The organism is Berryella intestinalis, from assembly GCF_000814825.1.
Taxonomy (GTDB): Bacteria; Actinomycetota; Coriobacteriia; order Coriobacteriales; family Eggerthellaceae; genus Berryella; species Berryella intestinalis.
Map to the genome: position 1 here is coordinate 258,682 of NZ_CP009302.1, position 21,370 is coordinate 280,051.

The following is a 21,370-nucleotide window of genomic DNA, read 5'->3' on the forward strand; positions in this document are numbered from 1 at the left end:
ATGGGTTCTGACTTTGAAATAGAGGGCATGGTGTTCGAGGCGCGCAATGCGTCCGGAACGGCTGCGGGCTCATCGAAGGCGCCGGATGAGCCAGCCGCGCGCGAGCGTGCGGTCTCGGCCGATCTCCAGGAAGACGACCTGGCGCTCGACAGGAGCCTTCGCCCCAAGTACCTTAGCGATTACCTCGGGCAATCCAAGGTCAAGGAGTCGCTGGCCATTCTGCTGGAGGCGGCCAAGGAGCGCGGGGAATCTCCCGACCATATCCTGTTCTCGGGCCCTCCCGGCCTGGGCAAGACGACGCTTGCCACGGTGGTGGCCAACGAGCTGGGGTCGAACATAAAAACCACCAGCGGCCCGGCCATCGAGCGCACGGGGGATCTGGCCGCCATCCTCACGAACCTCGAGGAAGGCGACGTTCTGTTCGTCGACGAGATCCACCGCCTGAACCGCATGGTGGAAGAAGTGCTGTATCCGGCGCTTGAGGACTTCGCGCTCGACATCGTGGTGGGCAAGGGTCCGGCGGCGCGCTCGATCCGGCTCGATCTTCCCCGGTTCACGCTGGTGGGGGCTACGACGCGCACCGGTCTGCTCACCGGGCCTTTGCGCGACCGCTTCGGCATAGCCTACCGCCTGCAGTACTACACCCCCGAAGAGCTGGCCGCCATCGTGGCGCGCTCGGCATCCATCCTCGGCGTGGCTGTCCAGGAAGAGGGCGCGCTCGAGATCGCGCGGCGCTCGCGCGGAACGCCGCGCCTCGCAAACCGCATGCTCAGGCGCGTCCGCGACTGGGCGCAGGTGCGGGGAGATGCTGCCATAACCGAAGACGTCGCGGCCCAGGCCCTCAGCTTCTTCGAGATCGACTCGCTGGGGCTCGACGCCATGGACAACCGCATCCTCGAGTTGCTGGCGGTCCAGTTCGCAGGCAGGCCGGTGGGGTTGACCACCATCGCCTCGGCTCTTTCCGAGGACATCGACTCGATCGAGGACGTGTACGAGCCCTACCTTATGCAGCAGGGGTTGATCATACGCACCCCCAAGGGACGCCAGGCGACCGTACGAGCCTACGAGCATCTGGGCATCGCGCCGCCCCGGACTCTCTAAACCGCCATCCGTTCGAAGGGGAGCATGTGTACGAGCAAGACTACCTTATGAGGCAGATCCTCCAGTTCGTCGAGGCTCTGACGAAGACCCGCATCCAGGAGGAGCGCAAGCTCGATCCGCTCGACAGCGCGCGCTCCATCGAAGACGCGTTTTCCCGCGCCACCGACCTCGACGGGAAGGCGATGCTGTCGCTTGCCCCCGAGTCGATGGCCTCGGTGATGGACGTGTCGGGCATCGAGCCGCGCATCGTGCGCTACCTGGCTCACGGGCTGCTGCTCGAATCGGTGTACCTTCAGCAAGGGGGAGAGGGAGATCTGGCCGATCTGCGTGCGGCCCAGGCTCGCGCGCTTGCCGGGCGCTTCGGCATCGAGCTGCCCGACGATCCCACCGACTTCTCCGCTTTGGAGGACGCAGCGCTCAGTCAGTACGATCAAGAGGACCGATAAGCGGTGTTTTTCACCGATGGGCGGCCAGAATCAACAGGTTAGTTGCATTCCTCGACAGAATCGGGTTCATGTTAGCGTATAGTTATCTACGTTGCTCTCGAGGTGAGGGCGAGTGCTGATGCCATGCAGCACGAGTGTTACTCGTCGGCCCTGCCGGGGAGAGAAAAGAGGAATGAAATGGCGCAAGGTACTGTTAAGTGGTTCAACCCCGAGAAGGGCTACGGCTTCATCTCCCAGGCTGATGGCGAGGATCTCTTCGTCCATTTCTCTGAGATCAAGATGGACGGCTTCAAGACTCTTGACGAGGGAGCCGCCGTTACGTTCGACATCACTACCGGTCAGAACGGCAAGCTGCAGGCCAGCAACGTCGTGAAAGCTTAACTCCTGAGTCATTCAGATATAAAGCTGGAAACGGTCCGCGCAAGCGGATCGTTTTTTTGTTGGCCCAAGTAGGTTCGAGTAAAACCTGCGGTTTTCGAGGATCCGCAGGTTGAACGTTCCTTCTGAGGTTGAACCTGAGGTTCGAGTAGGTTCGAGTAGGTTCGAGTAGGTTCGAGTAGGTTCGAGTAACCAGCGATCTTCGTGGCGTCGGCCGCGCGCAAAGGAGCGGCCGGCACCCCCTCTGTTATCGGACGAACATCGCGTCGCCGAAGGACAGCAGGCGATAGCGCTGCTCGATGGCGTGTTCGTAGGCCCTCATAACATTGTCGCGCGTTGAAAAGGCGCTCACCAGCATCATGAGGGTCGAGCGGGGGACGTGGAAGTTCGTCACGATCGCATCGACCACGTTGAACCGATATCCGGGCAGGATGAACAGCGAGGTGGCCTCCCTGTCGCGCGCTCGGGGGGCCTGGGCCTGCGCGTCCCAGCAGCTCTCGAGGCTGCGCATGCTGGTGGTCCCCACGGCGATCACGCGTCCCTTCGCAGCGCGGGTCTCCGCGATGGCGCGGATGGTCTGCTCGGGCACGGTGTAGAACTCGGTGTGCATCTCGTGATCGGCGGGATCGTCCTCATCGACGATGCGGAAGGTGTCGAGTCCCACTTCCAGCTCGACCGTTTCCCATCGCGCGCCCTTCTCCTTGATGCGCTCGATCAGCTCGGGCGTGAAGTGCAGGCCGGCGGTCGGCGCCGCGGCCGAGCTCTCGCGCTTGGAGTACACGGTTTGGTACAGCTCCTCGTCGCCCGCGTAGTTTTTGATGTAGGGGGGCAACGGCGTGTGTCCGACGCGGTGAAGCGCCTCGTCAAGCGAGGGAAGCTCGGTGGAAAGCCGCGCGATGCGCTCTCCTTTGCCCGCGCCGTCCACCCAATCGACGATCTCGGCCGACAAAGCGACGTTTCCGTCCGCGTCGCGCACGTCGACGACGGCTCCCGACCCGGGCTTCAGGCGCTTTCCGGGCCGCACCAGCACTTCCCACAGCGCGCTCTTGTTGGTTTTCGGCTCGCGATCGAACACCTCGCGCAGCAAAAACACCTCGGCCGCCCCGCCGGTTCCCCGCTTGCTGCCCAGAAGGCGGGCGGGAAGCACGCGCGTCTCGTTCACCACCAGCAGGTCGTTCGGGTGCAGGTAGTCGACGATGTCGCGGAAGATGCGATCTTCCAGGTCGCCGGTTTCCCGATCCATCACCAGCAACCGGCAGCCATCGCGGTCGGCCGCGGGCTCTTGGGCGATAAGTTCGGCGGGAAGGTTGTAATCGAAATCGCTAGTTCTCATGGGATGCTTTCGGATCGGATCGGGTCGGATCGGGTTCGGTCGGTTGGCTCCGACCGAGCCGGATCGGGCGGACGGGGATGCGGGACGCGCGGCGGACCTGGCTGGCGAAGAGGCGATGCGCTGGCGCCGGGCCGGCGCGGGCGGGGTCTTCGGCCGTCATGTCGAGGCGGGGTTTTGCCCGGCTGCCTCGGAGGCGCTTGCGCCCCTAGGCGCCGCCTTGCGCGCGCAAGGCCTTCAGAACGGCTTTCTTGCGCGCCTGCTTGTCGGCGTAGGCGCGCTTCAGACGGGCTTTCTCCGCCCGTTCGGCAGCCTGGCGGGCATCCTCGCCTGCGCGCTCGCGAGCCGATGCGGCCTGCTTCAGAGCCCGCTGCCGCTTGAGCCACGCGCGCGTCGCCTCCCCTTCGGCGATGGAGAAGCGGCATCCGCAGTAGCTTTGGCGGTACATGCCGGCTTCGCGGCTGCGCCTGGTGGCTTCGTCGTAATAGGGACGGAAGTCCTCGAACAGCGCCTCGATCCCCTCCGCGGCGCCGGCGCGCTCGAGTTCTTGGCGAATAACGTCGGTGAACTGGTAGGGGCTTACCGATAACGTGGTGGAGAACGCGTCGAACCCGCCCTCGCGCGCCGCTGCGGCCGCCTCCCGCAGGCGCTGGCGGTAGCAGGCGCGGCAGCGTTTCTGGCGGTTGGCGTCGTCCAGCAGTTCGCTTACGGATCGCGCCTGGTCGATGCGGGTGGCGTAGTCGACGGCAAGCCGGTCGCCCAGCGCTCCCGCGCTCGCCTCCCAGGCTTCGGGATCGTAGGCGCCCTCGACAACCCGAACGCCCGCCGAATCGGCGAATGCGCGCAGCTCGGAAAGGCGCCTCTCGTACTCGTCGCGCGGGGCGATGTTGCTGTTCGAGTAGAAGATGACGATGTCGTGCCCCGCTTCGGCAAGCAGCCTGACGGGTTCGAGCGAGCAGGGCCCGCAGCACGCGTGCAATAGCAATTTCATCGGGTTTCGAGCGCTCCTTTCGATGTGCCCTATACTACCTCAATGGACGAATCTCCCGACAAGGGTTAGGGAAGAGCTATGAATGAACAGAGCTGCGGCTTTAAGGCCCCCGAGGATATGGATCTGCGTGCGGTGTTCTTCGATCTGGACGGCACGCTCCTGCCGATGGACCTGGACGAATTCCTGAAATGTTATTTCGGGAGCATCGCGGGGTTCATGGCGCGCTCCGGCGCCGATCCGGCCGATTTCGAGCGCGGGCTTTCCGCGGGAATCGCCGCTATGCGCGACCACGGGCTCGACACCACCAACGACCAGGAGTTCTGGGGCGCTTTCATGCGCTACAACGACGGCTACTGGTCGGATTGGGTCGACCGGTTCGACGCGTACTACCGCGAGGTATTCCCCGAGGTGGGCCGTATGGTTTCGCCCGATCCGAACGCTGCGCGCGCCGTGAGGGTTCTGGCCGAGAAGGGCTACCCCTTGCTGCTGACCACCATGCCTCTGTTCCCTCCGGCGGCGGTCGACGAGCGCCTGAGGTGGGCGGGGCTCGATCCGGCGCTGTTCAAGCGCACGACGTGCTTCGACAACTCGCGCTCCACCAAACCCCATGCCGCGTACTTCGTCGAGAACATGCTGGCTGCCGACGTGCCTGCTGAAAAGGTGCTGATGGTGGGCAACAACACCGTCGAGGATCTCGCCTGCTGCGCGCTCGGATCCGACGCGTTTTTGGTTACGGACAACCTGCTGAACCCCGACGGGTTCGATGTGGCGTCGGTGCGCAACGGGACGCTTGAGGAGTTCGCTTCCTGGGTCGAGAGGCTTCCCGTCTGCTCGAACCCCGCCGCGCCGATCGAGCGGGGGGCGGTCGACCCGACGTTTACCGGGGCGGCGCTCGCGCGGCTCGATATGGCTCGCCGCGAAGGGGCGGATGCGTAGATGACCCTGTTCGAGTACCGGATCGAAGGCCGCAGCGGTCATGCGCGCGCGGGCAGCTACGAAACCGCGCACGGAACCTTCCAGACGCCCATGTTCATGCCCGTGGGAACCCATGCGACGGTCAAAGGCGTCACAACCGATCAGCTGCATCAGATAAAATCCCAGGTGGTTCTTGCGAACACCTACCATCTTTACATGCGCCCCGGAGTCGATCTGGTCGAAGAAGCGGGCGGCATCCAGAAGTTCATGAACTACGACGGGCCCATGCTCACCGATTCGGGCGGGTTCCAGCTGTTCAGCCTCGACCACATGATGAAGGTGGACCGCGACGGCGTGAGCTTCCAGGCGCGCGACTACGACGGAAGCCGGCATCGCTGGACGCCCGAGTCGAACATGGACATCCAGCAGCGCATCGGGGCCGACATCTGCATGCAGCTCGACCAGTGCATCGGGTACCCGGCGAAAAAGGAGGACGTGCGGGCCTCCACGAAGCTGTCGTGGGAATGGGCGAAGCGCTGCTGCGACGCCCATACACGGCCCGACCAGGCCCTTTTCGCGATCGTTCAAGGGGGCATGCATCTAGATCTGCGCCTCGAAAGCGTTGAAGAGCTGGTCCGCATCGATTCCGAGAGCAGGGCGGCCGGCGGCCGGGGCTTCCAGGGATACGGCATCGGGGGCTATTCGGTGGGGGAGCCTCACGACGTGATGTTCGAGACGCTGGGGGCGGTGTGCCAGGCGATGCCGGAAGGCAAGCTGCGCTATCTCATGGGCGTGGGCAATCCCACCACGCTCGTGCGCGCGGTGCGCGAGGGCGTCGACATGTTCGACTGCGTGCTTCCCACGCGCACGGGCCGTATGGGGACGGCGTTTTCCAGCGAGGGTCGCATGAACCTGCGCAACGCGAAGTTCGCGCGCGATTTCTCGCCACTCGACCGGTCGTGCACCTGCCCGGTGTGCCGCAACCACACGAGGGCCTACATCCGCCATCTGGTGAAGCAGAAAGAGATGCTGGGCGGCATCCTGCTTTCGATCCACAACCTGCACTTCCTCATCGACCTCATGGCGCGCGCCCGCGAAGCGATCCTGGCCGACGCGTACGAGGATTTCTACCGGGAGTGGATGGCGTCTCCCGGAGCCGACGACTACTAGGAAGCCGCGAGGGGCGAAACGATGATGCTGGAAGTTTGATAATGCGTCTAACTTTTCGTTCCCAGAAGGTTTTTCTTTGTTCCTGTGGCAAAATAATCAGGTTCGCATAAAACAATGCCGGCCGCCGCATGAGGACAGGCCGGAGCCGAGTTCCCCGTGCTCGCGCGGGTCCGGAACCAAGGGATGGAAGAGGAAGTTCGATGGCCACCACTAAAGCCGGTCAAGCCAAAAGTCGCAAGAAGAAGGCGGGGGCTCCTGTCGAGCGCCGCAATATCTGGCTGCTCGTCATCACCACGCTGCTGATCGTCGCGTCGGTGTTCGCATTCACGCCACCCGCGCAGCGCATCAACCAGGGCCTGGACATCCAGGGTGGCCTGTCGGTCGTCCTGACCGCGAAGAGCACCGACGGAAGCGCGATCACCGACGAGGACATGGAAACCTCGCGCGCCATCATCGAAAGCCGCGTGAATGCGCTGGGAGCAAGCGAAGCGGTGGTCCAGCGTCAGGGATCCGACCAGATCCTCGTCCAGATCCCCGGCCTCACCGACACCGAGGCCGCCCTTGAGACCATCGGGAAGACCGGAAAGCTCGAGTTCGCCCGCCTCGACTCCTTCACCGACTCGACGCTGCGCAGCAAGATCGATTCGGGCAACTACGGCGAAAACGCCACGGTCACCGACGCGTTCGGCAACTCGCTTCCCGCGCAGGACAGCGGCAACCTCAAGGTGACCTCCGACCAGTACACCGCGATGATCACGGGTGCGAACATCACCGGCGTCTCAGTGGACCGCGCATCCGAGGCGGGAACCGACTACGCCGTCAACGTCACGCTCGACGGAGAGGGAAGCCAGGCGTTCGCCGACGCGACGCGCGAGCTGGCTCCCACCAAGGGCAAGATCGTCATCATCCTAGACGGGGAGGTGCAGTCCGCCCCCGCCGTCCAGTCCGAGATCACCGGTGGGAAGGTGTCCATCACGGGCAACTACACGCTCGACGGCGCCAAGGGCCTGCAGACGGTTCTGCAGAGCGGATCGCTTCCCGTGAGCTTCGAGTACGCGCAAAGCCAGGTGGTCGGCCCGACGCTCGGACAGGGCGCGCTTGCCGCCGGCGTTCTGGTGGCCCTCGTCGGTCTGGCGCTGGTCATGCTGTACCTGCTGTTCTTCTACCGCGGCCTCGGCCTGATCACGGCGGGCGCCATGGTGGTGTTCGCGGTGTTCTACCTGGGCGTTCTGGCGACCCTTTCCCACTTCGGCCTGTTCAGCCTGTCGCTGTCGGGCGTTGCGGGCATCGTGCTCACCATCGGCATGGCCGCGGACTCGTCGGTGCTGACCGTCGAGCGCTTCCGCGAGGAAGTGCGCATGGGCCGCAGCGTGCGGGCCTCTTCGATCACCGGCGTGAGGCACGCCATCCTCACCTCTATCGACGCCGACCTGGTTACCCTGGTCAGCGCCCTGTCCCTGTTCTTCCTGGCCTCCGCTTCGGTGAAGGGCTTCGGCCTTACCCTGGCGCTCGGCATCATCTGCGACATCGTCATGATGCTGCTGTTCAAGGCGCCGCTCATCCGCCTGCTCGCCCCGCGCGTGATCGCGCGCCATCCCGGCTTCTGGGACCTCAAGGACAGCCAGGAGGCCCACCGCGCCTACGCCGCGCTCGCCGAGGCCGAGAACGTCTCTACGTCCGACGCCGAGATCGGCGAGGCCATGAACCCCTCCATCACCGACCGCGTGGCTGCAAAGCGCGAGGGGGGCTCGCAGGCCGTGGCAGCGGTCCGCGCGCTGAAGGGCCGCTTCATCAAGCACGATATCGGCTTCATGAAGGCCCGCAAGATCCTTCTGGCCGTATCCGCCGTGCTGGTGGCCGCCTCCATCGCGGTGGTGGGCGTGAAGGGCATGAGCTTCGGCATCGAGTTCGTGGGAGGTACGTCCATCACGTTCTCGAACACCGAGGGTGTTACGTCTGACCAGATGAACCAGGCTCTGCGCAATGCGGGCATCGCGGACGCGACCGTCCAGACCACGCAGGCCGACGGCCAGGAGGGCTTCCTGGTGCGCACCACCGAAACCGACGCGAAGGTTTCGAGCGCCGCCGCCGACAGCGTGGCTGCCGAGCTGGGGCTGTCCACTTCCGACATCCAGGTGTCTACCATCGGTCCCGACTGGGGCACAAGCGTCATCCGCGCATCGCTCATCGCGTTTTTGGTCTCGCTCCTGCTGATCATCGTATACATCGCCATCCGCTTCGAGTACAAGATGGGCATCGTCGCCGTGGTGGCGCTTCTGCACGACCTGATCATCGTGATGGGCGTCTATGCGCTTGTGGGCCGCGAGCTTACGCCCAACACCATCGCCGCCCTGCTTACCATCCTGGGGTACTCCCTGTACGACACGGTGGTGGTGTTCCATCGCATCAACGAGAACGCCAAGGAGCTCAGCATCAAGTGCTCGTTCATGACGATGGCGAACCATTCGCTGAACCAGGTGTTCCTGCGCACCGTCAACACGACGCTCACCTCCATCATCCCCGTGATCGCCATGCTGCTGTTCGGCGGCGAGACGCTGCAGGACTTCGCGTTCCCCATGGTCATCGGCCTGATCGCCGGATCGTACTCTTCGATCGCGGTTGCGACGCCGCTGTTCGCCATGTGGAAGACCCGCGAGGAGCGCTACGCCAAGCTCGAGAAGAAATACGGTCCCGAAGTGGGGACGTTCGAGTTCGACCATTCGGCTTCCGTTTCGGTGACGGGCTCGTCCAAGCGCAAGAAATAGCACGCACGGGGTGCATCGCGGTCTTTCCGATGCGCCCCGCAATCTGACCTTCGATTCAAGCGAACGGCCTTTTCCGGTGCCTTCGGGCGTCGGGAGGCGAAGAACAGGAGACGACATGCGCGAAGCCAGCGCCCCCAATTTCTGCCCGCCCACCGAGGAGGGCGTGACCATCGAGCTTCAAGACGAGAACGGTGATTCCGTCGAGCTGGAGTTCTTGGGCAGCGTCATTATCTCCGAGCGCGAGTACGGGTTCTTCTTCCCGGCGGGCGAGGACGAGTTCCAGCAGTCCGGCGAGGTGCTGGTGCTTGAGGTCGTGGAAACCGACGAGGAGGGCCAGCCCTCCGAGTTCGAGATGGTCGAAGACGAAGCTATCGCCGATCAGGCTTACGAGGAGTTCCGCAAGGTCGCCAAGGACCTGTACGACTTCGAGGACTAGTTTTCTTTTCGCCCGTCGTCCTTACCACGGCAGCAGGTTGGCCGCAACCGTGCAGGCAAGCGCGACGAGAAGGGCGGCTGCGCACACCGCATCGGCCGAACCGAACGCGAGGGGAACCAGGCGCGTTCGGCCGCGCTCGCCGTGGTAGCAGCGCGCCTCCATGGCGTTCGACAGCGTTTCGGCATGACGGAAGGCGCTGGTGAACAGGGGGACGGCGATCGACCCCAGCGCGTTGGCCCGCCCTCTGCCCCCGCCTCGGGAAAAGGCGGCCCCGCGGCTGATTTGCGCGAGGTAGAGGGTCTTCGCCTCGAACACGAACTGGGGGAGGAACCGCAGCGCTATACCCATCATCATGCTCAGCTCGTGGACGGGCGCGCCTATGCGCCGCAACGGCTTCAGCACGCGCTCGAACGCCTCGGTGATGTCGAGGTTCGCCGTGGTGAGGGTGAGCAGGCTCACAGCCATGAGCAGCAGGATCATGCGGTATCCGAAAAACGCGGCCGTGCGCACGCCGTGCTCGCTTACGGTGACGAACCCCCACTGCAACAGCACGGCGCCTCCCTGCGTCCAAAACAGGTTGATGAGCGCGGTGACCACGGCGAAGAACGAGAGGGGCGCGATCGATTTCAGGGCGTCGCCTATCGGGATCTCGGCCAAAAGGACGCAGGCGAGGACGAACAGCGTCAGGGCCCCGAGTGCGGAAAACGTCTGAGCGGCGAACGTGATGAAGATGAGGGCCAGCGCGGCGAGCAGCTTGGTGCGCGGATCGAGCCGGTGTATGACGCTCGAACCCGCCCGGTAGTTGCCGAGGACGGGGATATCAGGCATGGGCCGCGCCGTCCGATCGGTCCTCGCCGGCGTCGCGCACCTGCGCTTGCGGCTCGGCCGCCTGCCCGTGGCGGCGGGCCCGGTACCGTTCCGCCAGCGCTGCGGCGAGTCCCTCGATATCGTAGAGCCCCCGGTCGAGGGCGACGCCGCGCGTTCGCAGCGCTTCGGCCATGTTCTGCGCGAAAGGCGCATCCAGTCCTATCGAGCGCAGCTCGTCTCCGCGCGAGAACACCTCGTCGGGCGTTCCCAGCATGAAGACGCTTCCCTGGTTCAGCACGAGGATGCGGTCGCTGAGGCGCGCGAGGTCGTCCATGTTGTGCGAGGCCATGAGGATGGCCATACCCTCGCGGTGCAGGCGTGCGACCAGGTTGAGCATCTCGTCGCGCGCCTGGGGATCGAGCCCGGCCGCCGGTTCGTCCAGCACGAGCACGGAAGGGCGCATGGCGATCACCCCGGCCAGCGCGACGCGGCGCTGCTGGCCGCCCGACAGCTCGAAGGGGCTCTTGTCCGCAACGGCGTCGGCGTCCAGCTCGACCGCCTGCAGCGCCTCGAAGCTGCGCTCGGCGGCTTCCTCTTCCGACAACCCGAGGTTGCGCGGGCCGAACGACACGTCGGCCAGCACGGTTTCGGCGAACAGCTGGTGCTCGGGGTATTGGAACACCACGCCGATGTCGGCCCGGCAGCGCTGGGCCGCCTTCTTGTCGGAAAGGTCGGCCCCGTTAGCGATCACGCGCCCGTCGGTAGGGGTGAGCAGCCCGTTCATGTGCTGGATGAGGGTGCTCTTCCCGCTTCCCGTATGCCCGCACAAACCGAGGAACTCGCCGTCTCCCAAGGTGAAGGACACGTCGCGCAGCGCCCACTCCTGCTGGGCGGTCGAGCCCCACGCGGGTTGTTCCCGCAGCTCTTCCCCCTGGTCGCTCGATCGCTTTCCCGCGCGGAGCCGCGCGGCGATCCCGCGTTTGCGGGCCGTCTCGCGCTTCTCGTCGTATGAGTAGCTTACCTGGTCGAAAACAATCGGCACAGCTCGTCCTCCAATGCGCGCTCGTCGATGGAAACGGATACGGGAACCCCTTGTCGGCGCAGCTCGATCGCCAGCTTGGCGGCGGGGGGGACGTCGAGGTGCAGATGCTCCAGCTCCTCGGCGCGCACCAGCACGTCGGCGGGCGAGCCGTCCGCGACGATGCGCCCGCGATCGAGCACCACCACGCGATCGGCCTGCGACGCCTCCTCCATGAAATGGGTGATCATGACGATGGTCATGCCCGCGTCGTTGAGCTTCCGGCAGATCTTCATGAGGCCCTTGCGCCCGCGCGGGTCGATCATGGCGGTCGCCTCGTCGAGCACGAGGATCTGCGGCTCCATGGCCAGGACGCCCGCCAGGGCGACGCGCTGCTTCTGCCCGCCGGACAGCGCGGCGGTATCGCGTTTCTCGAAGCCCATCAACCCCACCTGGGCAAGCGCGGCGGTGACGCGTTTGCGCAGCTCATCGGGCTTCACGCCCAGGTTCTCGGGCCCGAAGGCCACGTCGTTTTCGATGATGCTGGCGACGATCTGGTCGTCGGGGTTCTGGAACACCAGGCCGGCGGTCGAGCGGATGAGGTAGAGCGCCGTCAGGTCGGACGTGTCCCATCCGTTAACGGTCACGGTTCCCTCGTCGGGCTGCAGGAGCGCGTCGATGTGCTGGGCGAGGGTCGATTTCCCCGACCCGTTTCCGCCGAGGATGCAGACGAACTCCCCTTTCCCGATGGAAAGGTCGATGCCTTCGAGGACGAATCGCTCGCCGTCGTAGGTGAATCCGACCTGTGAGAAATCGATCATGGCGTTACCTCGGGGTTCGTAGTCGTTCAGGGGATCGCGCGCCGGATCGCTTTCGGCGCGCGCGATGCGCGCGGCGGTTCCTAGCGCCCCCGTACCTGCTTTTTCTTGGGAGTGAGCAGGTTCGAGACGCTTTTGTACACGATGAGGGTGAGGACGGCGTTCACGATGGTCTTCAAGATGTTGAAGGGAAGCAGCACGGGGACGATCATGCCCATGACCGCTTCCACGCTGATGCCCGAATACAGGGGCGTGACCAGCAGGTTGCCGACGATGGCGAAGGCCACCATGCATACCGCTCCCAGCACGAGGCCGACGACGGCGCTTTTGAACGTGCGGCTCCTCTTGTAGATGAGGGCGGCGGGCAGCACGAAGGCGGTGGTGCAGATGAACACCATGATGGTTCCCCAGAAGTTGCTGGTGAGCAGGCCGTGGATCAGCCCCGTCACGATTCCCACCGCAACGCCGGCCACCGGGCCGAAGGAAAAGCCGCTCACCATGGCGGGGACGGCCGAAGGGTCGTATTTCAGGTAGGGAACCCCGGGCATGATCGGGATCTCGATGAACGACAGGAGCACGCCGATGGCGGCCAGCAGCGCCATCGTGACGATCTGGCGGGTCTCCCATCGGTTGGTGTTCTCGAATTCGAGTTCGGTTTCGGTGGCGGACATGGCTCCTCCTTGCGCGAGGCGAACGGTTCGTTCGGGTCCGCTTCCCTTCGCCCCGCACAGCAAGGAAAGGCCCGCATGAATTCCTCGGTTCATACGGGCCTGTAACCACATGCGAAGACGGTGCGATCGCGTGCGATTTCTGCCTCTTCCATCCGGACTGTAACCGTTGGTTCCGGGATCTCACCGGATCGGCCCTGCGAAAACGCAGGGTTCGCGGACTCTCGGGAAGCACGGCCTGCTGCGGCCGGCTCCGATTACCGCCAGTGAGGATTTTCACCTCGCCCTGAAACAGAATTCATGGGACGCATTCTAGTTCGCGCGGCCGTTCGGCGCAAGGGGCTGTTTTCGGGCCGCTTCCCCGTCTGTGCATCGGCAGGATCGGTGATACTATGATCAGATTGCTATCGGTTGCGCGATGGGAGGAATCGGCTCGTGCGGTCACATGCTTCCGAAAAATCCGAAGATATCGCCCTTCACCCCCGCTCGGCGCGTGCGCGGGCCCTGCGCGAGGAGGCCATCGTCGAGGCGGCGGCCGACCTGTTCATGGTCAAGCCCATCGAGGATGTGAAGATGACCGACATCGCGGAGCGGGCGAACGTCGGGGTGGCGAGCATCTACCGCTACTTCGACACGAAGTCCAACGTTGCCCTCAGGGCGGGGTCGGTTCTGTGGAAGCGGTTCGGCGACGGGTTCGACGAGGTCATCGATCGGCTCGACCCCGACACGCCGGCCATCTCCCGCATTCGGGCGATCCTGGGGCAGTACCTCGAGATGTCCAAGCGCAACCTGCGCTTCATGGCGTTTCTCGACGAGCTCGACCGCATCATACTCGCCGGCGATTTCGACATCGCGCAGGTCGAAGAGTACGAGGCCAGCTTCGCCCGCTTCCGCCGCGTGTACGATCAGCTGTGCCGCGACGGCATGGAGGACGGGACCATCCGCAGCGATATCGACCACAACCTGGTGTACGACACTGCGCTCCACGCCCTCATGAACGAGGCTCAGAAGCTCGAGCGGGGAAACGTGGTGCCCTCCGATGATTTCTCGACCACGCGCGAGTTGGAGTGCCTGATGGAGATGAGCATATTCTATCTGGAAGGATCCGGCAGATGAGTCGTTCGCTGATCGGGGAGGAAGGCCGCGCATCGTGGGGAAGGGGCGTCGCGTGATGGAGTTGGTCCCCGCGTTTTGCTGGATGCGCTACCGGTTGGCGACCGGCGAGGGCTACGACGTGCGCCAGGTTCCGTTCGAATCGTTCGATGCGGGCGAAGCGGAGGTCGAGGCCTCGTTTGACGGAGAGGTGCTGGAGCTGGCGGTGACGCCCCGGGCCGAGCTTACCCTGGCGGCCTGCTCGGTCGGGTTCCGCCACGATTACGCCGCCGACGAGCGGGTGCTGCTGAACGGGTACCAAAGCTGGACCAACACCGCCGAGCGGTCCGTATGGGGAAGGCTGCACGGGATGAACCGCATCCCGGGGTTCGTGAAGAAGCGCTGCGGCATCGACGGCGTGGGCGATTACCGTTTCGTGGAGTACACGGGCCGCGCGGGCGAGATGCATGCGTTCACGTACGCGGTGTTCAGGAGGGGGGACCGGCATCTTCTGCTGGCCTCGCTCGACGAGCGTCAGGGACTGACGCTGATCAGGACGGATGCCGCCGGCGGGGTCGTGACGGCGGATACCGAGGTGCCCGAGCGCGCGATCGCGGCGGGAACGCGCACGGTGCTTGCCCGCTACTGCGTGGTTTCGGGTTCGCTCGACGACGTGTACGATCGCTGGTTCGAGCTGGCCGGCATCTCGGCGCGCACTGATCGGCCCCTGGTAGGCAGCGCCGGTCCTCATCGCCGTTTCGACACGGTGGACGAGCGCGCGGTTTCGGCGGATCTCGATAGAGCGGCGGCCCTTGCCGAGGGCGGGACGGCTCCCGACGCTCTGCACGCGTTCCAGGTCGGCGGCGGGTACTGCTGCGTGGGAGACTGGCTCGAGGTCGATCGGCGGCGCTTTCCCTCGGGGTTGGGCGAACTGGCGCGGCGCATCCGCCGGGCGGGCTTCGAGCCGGGGCTGTGGGCCGCACCGTTCGCATGCTCGCGAACATCGCGGCTGGCGGCGCAGCACCCCGATTGGCTGCTGCGCGACGACGAGGGCCGCGAGGTGTCGGCGGGCCCGTTCTGGGGCGGCGCGTTGGCGCTGAACAGCCGCCATCCCGAGGTGCGCGATTACGTGCGCCTTTACGTCTCCACCATGACGGGCGACTGGGGTTTCTCCCTCCTGAGGGCCGACTTCCTCTATGCCGCCTGCATGTTTCCCCACGACGGGATGAACCGCGGGCAGCTGATGGCCGACGCGCTGGGCCTGCTGCGCGAAGCCGCCGGCGAGACATGCGTTCTCGTGGGCGACGGGGTGCCGCTGGGCCCGGCGTTCGGGATGCTCGACTACGCGCGCGTCGGATGCGACGGAGATCCGGGACGGGGCGCAACCGCCTTCGCGCGGATACCCCACCGCGAGCGGGCCGGTGCGGAAAGCAGCAGGGCAAGCGCGCGCGGCCGCGCCCCGCTCGACGGTCGGGCGTTCGGCAACGATTCCGGCTCGTTGCCGCCGATTTCCCCCGCGTGCCCGGACGCGGGGGCCTAGCGCGTCGCCGGTTCGGCCACAGGCTGTGCAGCCGGCGTGAAACGGCTGATCAGCGGGACGATTATGAGCGACAGCACCATGGCCGCCGCCCCGCAGTTGATGGCCGAGGCGAAGATCGGCATCCCGAAGGATCCCAGCACCATGTTCCCGACGGTCAGGCCCACGCCGACGGCGAAGCTGGCCCATACCGCCGCGCGCGATACGCGCTTGGAGTAGAGCCCCCAGAAAAACGGACCGAGGAACGACCCGGCCAGCGCTCCCCAGGATATGGACATGAGCTGGGCGATGAACGTGACCGAAGACGTGTACTGGACAAGCGCGATAGCAGCGGACACGGCCACGAACACCGCCAGCAGCACGCGCATGCACGCCACTTTGCGCTCGGGCGTTTCGAAGTCGACCAGGTTGCGGTCGATGAGGTCGAGGGTGAGCGTCGACGACGAGGTGAGGACAAGCGATGACAGCGTGCTCATCGAGGCGGACAGCACCAGTACGATGACCAGGCCGATGAGGATATCGGGCAAGCCCGACAGCATGGTGGGGACGATGCTGTCGTAGATGGGAAACCCGTTCACCCCGCGCTCGATCTGATCGCTGTAAAGCCGTCCGAAGCCGCCCAGGAAGTAGCTTCCGCCGGCGACGACGAAGGCGAACAGAGTGGAGATGATCGCGCCTTTCTGCACGGCCGAATCGGTTTTGATGGCGTAGAACTTCTGGATCATCTGCGGCAGGCCCCAGGTGCCGAGGCTGGTGAGCACCACGACCCCAATCAGGTTCGGCAGATCGGGCCCGAACAGGCTGGTGAACGGGGCGGTCATGGCGATGGCGGGGTCGGACACCTCCGAGAGGCCCTGTATCGCCTGGGCGATCCCGCCGTTTCCGTTCAGCACGCCCAAGATGACCGCAGCGATGCCGAACAGCATGACGAGGCCCTGGACGAAGTCGTTCACCACGGTGGCCGTGTACCCTCCCAGCACTACGTAAGCGCAGGTGGCGATAGCCATGATGACGACGCAGGCTTCGTAGGGGATGCCGAAGGCCATGCCGAACAGGCGCGAGAGCCCGTTGTAGACGCTGGCGGTGTAGGGGATGAGGAACACGAAGATGATGGCGGCCGAGGCGATGCGCAGCGCGTTCGATCCGAAGCGCTTCCCGAAGAATTCGGGCATGGTGGCCGCGTTCAGCTCGCGGGTCATCGCGCGGGTCTTCGGGCCCAGCACCCACCAGGCAAGCAGGCTTCCCAGGATGGCGTTTCCCACGCCGATCCAGGTGGCGGCAAGGCCGTACTTCCATCCGAACTGCCCGGCGTACCCGACGAAGATGACGGCGGAGAAGTAGCTGGTGCCGAACGCGAACGCCGACATCCAGGGGCCGACGTTGCGCCCGCCCAGCACGAACCCGTCCACACTGCGCGACGCTGCGCGCGTGGCGAAGCCGATTCCGATGGCCGAAGCCAGGAAAACGAGGACCATCAGTATTTTTATCATGGGTGATTCCTATCGATACTGCCGCTGTCTGGAGCGGTCGCCGAAACAAAGGGGTCGGAGGCGCACACGGTTGTTGCCGCACGGGCAGCGCAGCGCGAAGGGGCCGCGCCCGTGTGCTATAGGTATCGGTAGGAATAGGGGGAGGGGACGACAACCGCGCCGACCCGCGCCCCGAGGGCGTCGGTCGAGGATACGTATGTCGTCGAAGTGTTCATGGCGTGGAACTATAGCAGAACGAAAAGCGGGCCGGCAGGAGAAATCGCCTTGAAACATGTCGTTAGCAAAATCTCCTGCCGGCCCGTCGAGGGGCTTCGAGTCTTCGTTCGGGAGGCTGTCGAGCTCTAGCCCCGCGTGATCATTAAGCTGTAATCTCCTGCGACGCTGGATACCAGTGCATTGTACACGTTTCCGTCGAGGTCGGTCACCTCGTAGATGCGGGTCAGCCCGTCATCGGAGCGGAACTCGAGGTTCTGGGCGTCCGTATTGACGACGGAACTCGCGAACGAGTCGAGCGAGTCATATGATTTTCCGCAGCTCACAAAGAAATCTCCACTCTCAAGCAACTCGGTTGACGAGAGCGATCTGATCGTATCGAGAGGCACGTCATTGGAGAGGGAATCGTACAGGTCGACGCTGCGCGACATATCGTCGTTGATCCAACCCTGCCACTGCCGGTCGAACTTCAGGCCGCAGGATTGAAGGAGCCCGTCGAGATCGGAGCCGTCGATGTTGATGAGGGCGTAGACCGTGGGGTTGTCCTTCGCGTCTTTCAGGCGGCTGCTGTCGAGGGTGCCGGTGGAGGGAGCGGGCGTGCCCTTGGACGTGTCGGGAGCGCTCTTCGAGTTGCTGCCGGCATCGGGCAGCGAGCTTTTCGGCGCGCTGGGCGCGGTGATGGCCGTATCGGACCTGGCGATGTCGTTCGACGCCTGGCTGAAGGCGTTGAACATTGCGATGACCATGAAGACGTAGGAAACGACGCAGAGTCCCAGGATAACGGAGACGACGACCTTGACGACTTTCGACCAGGTGCAGGACTTCAGCCACATGAGCACGATGCCGACCGGCCAGAAGAAGAGGAGGAACAAGACGATGACCCAGGTCTTGCCGTACCAGGGCGTGCTCGAAGCCTGGTTGTAGATGGGCTGGCCGTAGGGAGCCTGGGGCTGTCCCACAGGAGGGACAGGCTGCTGGCCCGGGGCCGATTCGGGCTGGGGGCTTGCCGCGGCGGGTTGCGCGACCTCGCCGGCAGGTTGCGGTGCGGCGGCAGGTTGCTGGTAGCCTGCGGGTTCGGGCTGCGTTTCTGCGGGCTGGGGTGCGCTGGGCTGTTGGGGCGCGTCTGCGGGCGCTGCGGGCAGCGCCGTGCCGCATTCCGTGCAGAAAAGGGCGTTATCCGGGCATTCCGAACCACACTGAGGGCACTTCATAGGGGATCCTTTGATCGAAGAAATAAAACCTGGGTAAATAATACCCGATGAGTCGGGATGCATCTACCGTGCACCTCGGATTCCACCGACTATCGGGCTCGCGTGCCGTCTGGCTGCCGCGCCCCGACGCTTCAGAGCTTCGGCCTCCCTCGGGCTCGGCGGCGCGAAGGGGGCTTGTCGGGGCATCTTTCGAGGGGGTTGCCCGCGCCCGCGCGCATCGGGGCGGCTTGCGGGGTACAATCTCGTCCGAGCATTCGTAAGGGGGTTAGCCATCATGTCGGCCGATATCGTGATCGTCGAGGGATTCGCCGAGGCGGATGCGTTCGTCAAGCGGGAAACGGAAGCGGGATCGTCCCTGTTCGGCGTCGAGGTGGTTCCCTGGGCCGCCTGGGTTTCCTCGCTATGGGACCTGTTCGGCGACGAGCGCAGGCTGGTCGACGGCACCCAGCGCGACCTGCTGCTGGGCCGCCTTGTGCGCGAGCGCCGCAAACGCGCGGAGGGCTCGGGCGCTCCGAACGACGGCGAAGCCGCGATGTGGTCGGAAGGTTACGTGCGCTTCGCAGGCGAGCTCGCTTCCTCCGGCTTCGGCGTGCCTCTGTTCGAGCAGGGGATGTCCGATCTGGCGAAACGCTCGGCCCGCTTCGCCTGCGTGCGCGACCTTCTGTCCGACTATCGCAGCGCATTGGGAAAGATCGGTTTCGTGGAACCCGGTGACGCGCTGTCCTTCCTGGTCCAGCGCCAAGACGAGGTGTTTCCCCGCAAAAGGGCCGTGCGCTTCTCGGGGGGCGCGGCGATGACGCATCAGCAGCGCTGGTTCTTCGAATCGTGCGGCAACCTCGAGCTGGACGAGACGGGCGCCGATGGCGGCCGGGACGAAGGCCGGGCCATGATCGGGCGTTTGCCCGAGGGCATCGAGCTGCGATTCGTGTTCCCCTCGGGGGCCTACGCCCAGGCGGCCGCCATCGCGGATGCCCTGCGCGCGCTTCCGGACGGATGCGATGTCGTGGTGGCATGCGACGATCCGATCGGCCTGTTCGAGAAGCTGGTCGATGTGCTGGAACCTCCCCTGTTCGCGTCTGCGAAGCTGCCGTTTTTCAGGACGGCGTTCGGGGCTGCGGTCAAGGGGCTGAACCGCCTTTCGTCCGACGATGCATCGTGGGTGCCGTGCCTGGTCGACGTGGTGGGAAACCCCCTCCTGGGCTTTCCCGAGTGGCGCTCGCAGCGCTTGGACGCGCAGCTGAGGGCCGACCGTTTGTCGGACAAGGGCCGGGTGCTGTCCGAGCTGCGCGCCGAAAGCGAGCTGTTCGGGCGGTTCGAGGAGGTCGCGCTCGATCCCGAAGCCGACGTGCTGCTCGATTCGATCCGCGACGGCATTCGGGGTCAGCGCCGCAACGGTGAGCACTTCGAAGCCGACCAGATCGCGGCGACCTACGCGTTCCAATCGGTTACGTCGGCGGCTCGCCGGGCGCAGGCGGATATGCGGGACTGCATGAGGGCGCTTGAGTCGGTGCGCGTTCCCGTTTCGAGGTCGCGCTCGGAAGGCTCGGCTTCGGGAAGCGTGCGGTTCTTCGAGCACCGCGAGGCGGCGCGCCTCGGGGCTGGTTCGTGCGACGTCGTGCTGGTGTGCGACATGGACAGCGTCTCCCAATCGGTGTCCGACCACGCCTCGGCGGCCCAGGCGGTTCTTTCCGATTTGGGGATGCCGCCGTGCGAATCGTCCCTCGATCGCGCTCGGCGCCGGTTCGCCCGCCTGCAGCGCCTTCCCCGTCGCGTCTTCGCGGTCGAGCGCGCGTTGAACGACATCGATGCGGCCGAGGCGTACCCGTCGGTGGTTCTGGAGGAGTTCGTCGATGCCTACCGCGACGATCCCACCGATATCGACGAGGTGAAAAACGCCTTCCACCTGCCGCCCGACCTGCACGGACTCGCATCCGAGCGCGGCGAGGAGACGCTGTTCGAAAACGAGCGCCCGTCTTCGGGGGGCGCCGAGCTGGCGGAGTGCCCGGATGCAGGCGGGCCTTTGGGGTGCGTGCCCGCCTCGTCGGCGGCCCTCGTTCACCCCGAGAGGCCGGGCCCGTACCGATGGTGCCCGTCTCCCTCCCAGATCGAGATGTACCTGGAGTGCCCCTACCGATGGTTCGTCGAGCGGCGGCTGCGACTCGTTTCCCCTGCCGAGCTGTTCGGGCCGTCTGAGCAGGGGACGTTCGCCCATGCTGTGCTCGAGTCCTTCTACCGGCGGTTCCAAAGCGAAGTGGCGCCCAAGGTGAGCGGGGACAACATCGAGCGCGCGCGCCAGATCATGCGCGAGGAAGCGGACCGGGCAGCCGAGCTGCAGCCCTCCCTCGAGCCGGGGCGCCGCCTGGTGGCCCTCGACCACTTCGAGCGGCGCCGCCTGGAGGAGCTGAAGGGCTTCCTCGTGGGCTATCTGGACACCGAGGCGGCGCTCCTCGCGCGGTTTCATCCCGCTTACCTGGAATACGCGCTTCCCGAGGATCCGCCGGTCACGTACGCGGGCCGCGCGATCCGCGGGCGCGTCGACCGCATCGACGTGGACGGGCACGGCAACGCGGTGATCATCGACTACAAGGGGTCGCTCTCCGCGCGCTACAACGTCGAGGCCGCCCGCGAAGAGGGGTCGTGCAAGGTCCAGGCGCTCGTATACGCCCAGGCGGTGAAGCGCGCGCTGGGTTTGAACGTGGTGGGCGCGCTGTTCGTGCGCTATCGTCGTGCGGCGGGGGATCGCGTCGCCGGCTTGTACGACCCTGCGGTTATCGGTGGTGCGGACCTTCCCGTGTCGAAGCCCGAGAAGCTGTCCTGCGACGTGGAGGGGCCCTTCGGGTTCGCGGAGCTGATGGACGAGACGGAGGCGCGCGTTGAAGAGGCCCTCGCGCGCCTGGAAGCGGGCGAGATAGGCCCCGAGCCGCTGCATGCGGACGTGTGCGCGTACTGCCCGGTTCCCCGATGCCCGAAGCGAGGTGCGTAAA

General features: G+C 65.3%; 18 protein-coding genes and 1 riboswitch. Of the genes, 10 read left to right on the forward strand and 8 right to left on the reverse strand.

The window, feature by feature from the left end:
* The 3 genes from ruvB to JI75_RS01090 all read left to right on the forward strand — a co-directional run bounded on the left by ruvB (window position 1) and on the right by JI75_RS01090 (window position 1,928).
* Window positions 1–1,101 (forward strand): Holliday junction branch migration DNA helicase RuvB, encoded by a 1,101-nt coding sequence (gene ruvB / locus JI75_RS01080; protein ID WP_039688079.1) that lies wholly within the window; start codon window positions 1–3, stop codon window positions 1,099–1,101.
* A 26-nt stretch (window positions 1,102–1,127) separates the two neighbouring features.
* Complete coding sequence (locus JI75_RS01085; RefSeq protein ID WP_052241486.1) at window positions 1,128–1,547, forward strand: hypothetical protein; 420 nt, start codon at window positions 1,128–1,130, stop codon at window positions 1,545–1,547.
* A 177-nt stretch (window positions 1,548–1,724) separates the two neighbouring features.
* The gene (locus JI75_RS01090) at window positions 1,725–1,928 is read left to right on the forward strand and encodes a cold-shock protein (protein WP_039688081.1); all 204 of its coding nucleotides are present in this window, start codon (window positions 1,725–1,727) and stop codon (window positions 1,926–1,928) included.
* A gap of 244 nt (window positions 1,929–2,172) precedes the next feature.
* Here the strand turns inward: JI75_RS01090 and queA are convergent, their stop codons facing one another.
* The gene (queA, locus tag JI75_RS01095; RefSeq protein ID WP_039688083.1) at window positions 2,173–3,258 is read right to left on the reverse strand and encodes a tRNA preQ1(34) S-adenosylmethionine ribosyltransferase-isomerase QueA; all 1,086 of its coding nucleotides are present in this window, start codon (window positions 3,256–3,258) and stop codon (window positions 2,173–2,175) included.
* A gap of 205 nt (window positions 3,259–3,463) precedes the next feature.
* Window positions 3,464–4,246: an epoxyqueuosine reductase QueH gene (locus JI75_RS01100; RefSeq protein WP_039688085.1), complete on the reverse strand. Its 783-nt coding sequence runs from the start codon at window positions 4,244–4,246 to the stop codon at window positions 3,464–3,466.
* Between the two features lie 78 nt (window positions 4,247–4,324).
* On the opposite strand from JI75_RS01100, the gene JI75_RS01105 reads away from it, so the two are divergent.
* From JI75_RS01105 to JI75_RS01120, 4 genes are all read left to right on the forward strand, one after another.
* Window positions 4,325–5,182 carry an HAD family hydrolase gene (locus JI75_RS01105; RefSeq protein WP_205911731.1) on the forward strand — a complete coding sequence of 286 codons (858 nt, stop codon included), beginning with the start codon at window positions 4,325–4,327 and terminating at the stop codon, window positions 5,180–5,182.
* Window positions 5,183–6,331: a tRNA guanosine(34) transglycosylase Tgt gene (tgt, locus tag JI75_RS01110; protein ID WP_039688087.1), complete on the forward strand. Its 1,149-nt coding sequence runs from the start codon at window positions 5,183–5,185 to the stop codon at window positions 6,329–6,331. It begins immediately after the preceding gene.
* 200 nt (window positions 6,332–6,531) lie between these two features.
* On the forward strand, window positions 6,532–9,096 hold the full coding sequence (secD, locus tag JI75_RS01115) for a protein translocase subunit SecD (protein ID WP_082019683.1): 2,565 nt from the start codon (window positions 6,532–6,534) through the stop codon (window positions 9,094–9,096).
* Between the two features lie 115 nt (window positions 9,097–9,211).
* Window positions 9,212–9,532, forward strand: coding sequence for a DUF1292 domain-containing protein (locus tag JI75_RS01120; RefSeq protein ID WP_039688089.1), 321 nt, complete (start codon window positions 9,212–9,214; stop codon window positions 9,530–9,532).
* Between the two features lie 21 nt (window positions 9,533–9,553).
* On the opposite strand, the gene JI75_RS01125 is transcribed toward JI75_RS01120, so the two are convergent.
* The 4 genes from JI75_RS01125 to JI75_RS01140 all read right to left on the reverse strand — a co-directional run bounded on the left by JI75_RS01125 (window position 9,554) and on the right by JI75_RS01140 (window position 12,846).
* Window positions 9,554–10,360 (reverse strand): energy-coupling factor transporter transmembrane component T family protein, encoded by an 807-nt coding sequence (locus tag JI75_RS01125; protein WP_039688091.1) that lies wholly within the window; start codon window positions 10,358–10,360, stop codon window positions 9,554–9,556.
* Window positions 10,353–11,381 (reverse strand): energy-coupling factor transporter ATPase, encoded by a 1,029-nt coding sequence (locus JI75_RS01130; RefSeq protein WP_082019684.1) that lies wholly within the window; start codon window positions 11,379–11,381, stop codon window positions 10,353–10,355. Before JI75_RS01130 ends, JI75_RS01125 begins: the two co-directional genes overlap by 8 nt.
* The gene (locus tag JI75_RS01135; RefSeq protein ID WP_039688093.1) at window positions 11,357–12,178 is read right to left on the reverse strand and encodes an energy-coupling factor transporter ATPase; all 822 of its coding nucleotides are present in this window, start codon (window positions 12,176–12,178) and stop codon (window positions 11,357–11,359) included. Before JI75_RS01135 ends, JI75_RS01130 begins: the two co-directional genes overlap by 25 nt.
* Before the next feature lie 80 nt (window positions 12,179–12,258).
* Entirely contained in the window at window positions 12,259–12,846 is a 588-nt protein-coding gene (locus tag JI75_RS01140) for an ECF transporter S component (protein ID WP_039688095.1), read from the reverse strand.
* A gap of 136 nt (window positions 12,847–12,982) precedes the next feature.
* A riboswitch (FMN riboswitch) is annotated at window positions 12,983–13,141 on the reverse strand.
* Window positions 13,142–13,278: 137 nt separating this feature from the next.
* Here JI75_RS01140 and JI75_RS01145 point away from each other — a divergent pair.
* Together JI75_RS01145 and JI75_RS08655 are read left to right on the forward strand one after the other, a co-directional pair.
* A complete protein-coding gene (locus JI75_RS01145; protein ID WP_039688097.1) occupies window positions 13,279–13,959 on the forward strand; it encodes a TetR/AcrR family transcriptional regulator in 681 nt (226 codons plus the stop codon).
* Between the two features lie 55 nt (window positions 13,960–14,014).
* Entirely contained in the window at window positions 14,015–15,475 is a 1,461-nt protein-coding gene (locus JI75_RS08655) for a glycoside hydrolase family 36 protein (RefSeq protein WP_052241487.1), read from the forward strand.
* Here the strand turns inward: JI75_RS08655 and JI75_RS01155 are convergent.
* Together JI75_RS01155 and JI75_RS09375 are read right to left on the reverse strand one after the other, a co-directional pair.
* On the reverse strand, window positions 15,472–16,962 hold the full coding sequence (locus JI75_RS01155; RefSeq protein ID WP_052241488.1) for a sodium:solute symporter family protein: 1,491 nt from the start codon (window positions 16,960–16,962) through the stop codon (window positions 15,472–15,474). The two genes, JI75_RS08655 and JI75_RS01155, sit on opposite strands and share 4 nt — an antisense overlap.
* A gap of 341 nt (window positions 16,963–17,303) precedes the next feature.
* Window positions 17,304–18,386: a zinc ribbon domain-containing protein gene (locus JI75_RS09375; RefSeq protein WP_039688100.1), complete on the reverse strand. Its 1,083-nt coding sequence runs from the start codon at window positions 18,384–18,386 to the stop codon at window positions 17,304–17,306.
* Between the two features lie 274 nt (window positions 18,387–18,660).
* On the opposite strand from JI75_RS09375, the gene JI75_RS01165 reads away from it, so the two are divergent.
* Window positions 18,661–21,369 carry a PD-(D/E)XK nuclease family protein gene (locus tag JI75_RS01165; protein WP_039688102.1) on the forward strand — a complete coding sequence of 903 codons (2,709 nt, stop codon included), beginning with the start codon at window positions 18,661–18,663 and terminating at the stop codon, window positions 21,367–21,369.
* Window position 21,370: the final 1 nt, after the last annotated feature.

Bases quoted from the DNA above. Each gene is read 5' to 3' on its own strand.
- ruvB (WP_039688079.1), top strand. From the start codon at position 1: ATGGGTTCTGACTTTGAAATAGAGGGCATGGTGTTCGAGGCGCGCAAT.
- JI75_RS01090 (WP_039688081.1), top strand. From the start codon at position 1,725: ATGGCGCAAGGTACTGTTAAGTGGTTCAACCCCGAGAAGGGCTACGGC.
- queA (WP_039688083.1), bottom strand. From the start codon at position 3,258: ATGAGAACTAGCGATTTCGATTACAACCTTCCCGCCGAACTTATCGCC.
- JI75_RS01100 (WP_039688085.1), bottom strand. From the start codon at position 4,246: ATGAAATTGCTATTGCACGCGTGCTGCGGGCCCTGCTCGCTCGAACCC.
- JI75_RS01105 (WP_205911731.1), top strand. From the start codon at position 4,325: ATGAATGAACAGAGCTGCGGCTTTAAGGCCCCCGAGGATATGGATCTG.
- tgt (WP_039688087.1), top strand. From the start codon at position 5,183: ATGACCCTGTTCGAGTACCGGATCGAAGGCCGCAGCGGTCATGCGCGC.
- secD (WP_082019683.1), top strand. From the start codon at position 6,532: ATGGCCACCACTAAAGCCGGTCAAGCCAAAAGTCGCAAGAAGAAGGCG.
- JI75_RS01120 (WP_039688089.1), top strand. From the start codon at position 9,212: ATGCGCGAAGCCAGCGCCCCCAATTTCTGCCCGCCCACCGAGGAGGGC.
- JI75_RS01125 (WP_039688091.1), bottom strand. From the start codon at position 10,360: ATGCCTGATATCCCCGTCCTCGGCAACTACCGGGCGGGTTCGAGCGTC.
- JI75_RS01135 (WP_039688093.1), bottom strand. From the start codon at position 12,178: ATGATCGATTTCTCACAGGTCGGATTCACCTACGACGGCGAGCGATTC.
- JI75_RS01140 (WP_039688095.1), bottom strand. From the start codon at position 12,846: ATGTCCGCCACCGAAACCGAACTCGAATTCGAGAACACCAACCGATGG.
- JI75_RS08655 (WP_052241487.1), top strand. From the start codon at position 14,015: ATGGAGTTGGTCCCCGCGTTTTGCTGGATGCGCTACCGGTTGGCGACC.
- JI75_RS01155 (WP_052241488.1), bottom strand. From the start codon at position 16,962: ATGATAAAAATACTGATGGTCCTCGTTTTCCTGGCTTCGGCCATCGGA.
- JI75_RS09375 (WP_039688100.1), bottom strand. From the start codon at position 18,386: ATGAAGTGCCCTCAGTGTGGTTCGGAATGCCCGGATAACGCCCTTTTC.
- JI75_RS01165 (WP_039688102.1), top strand. From the start codon at position 18,661: ATGTCGGCCGATATCGTGATCGTCGAGGGATTCGCCGAGGCGGATGCG.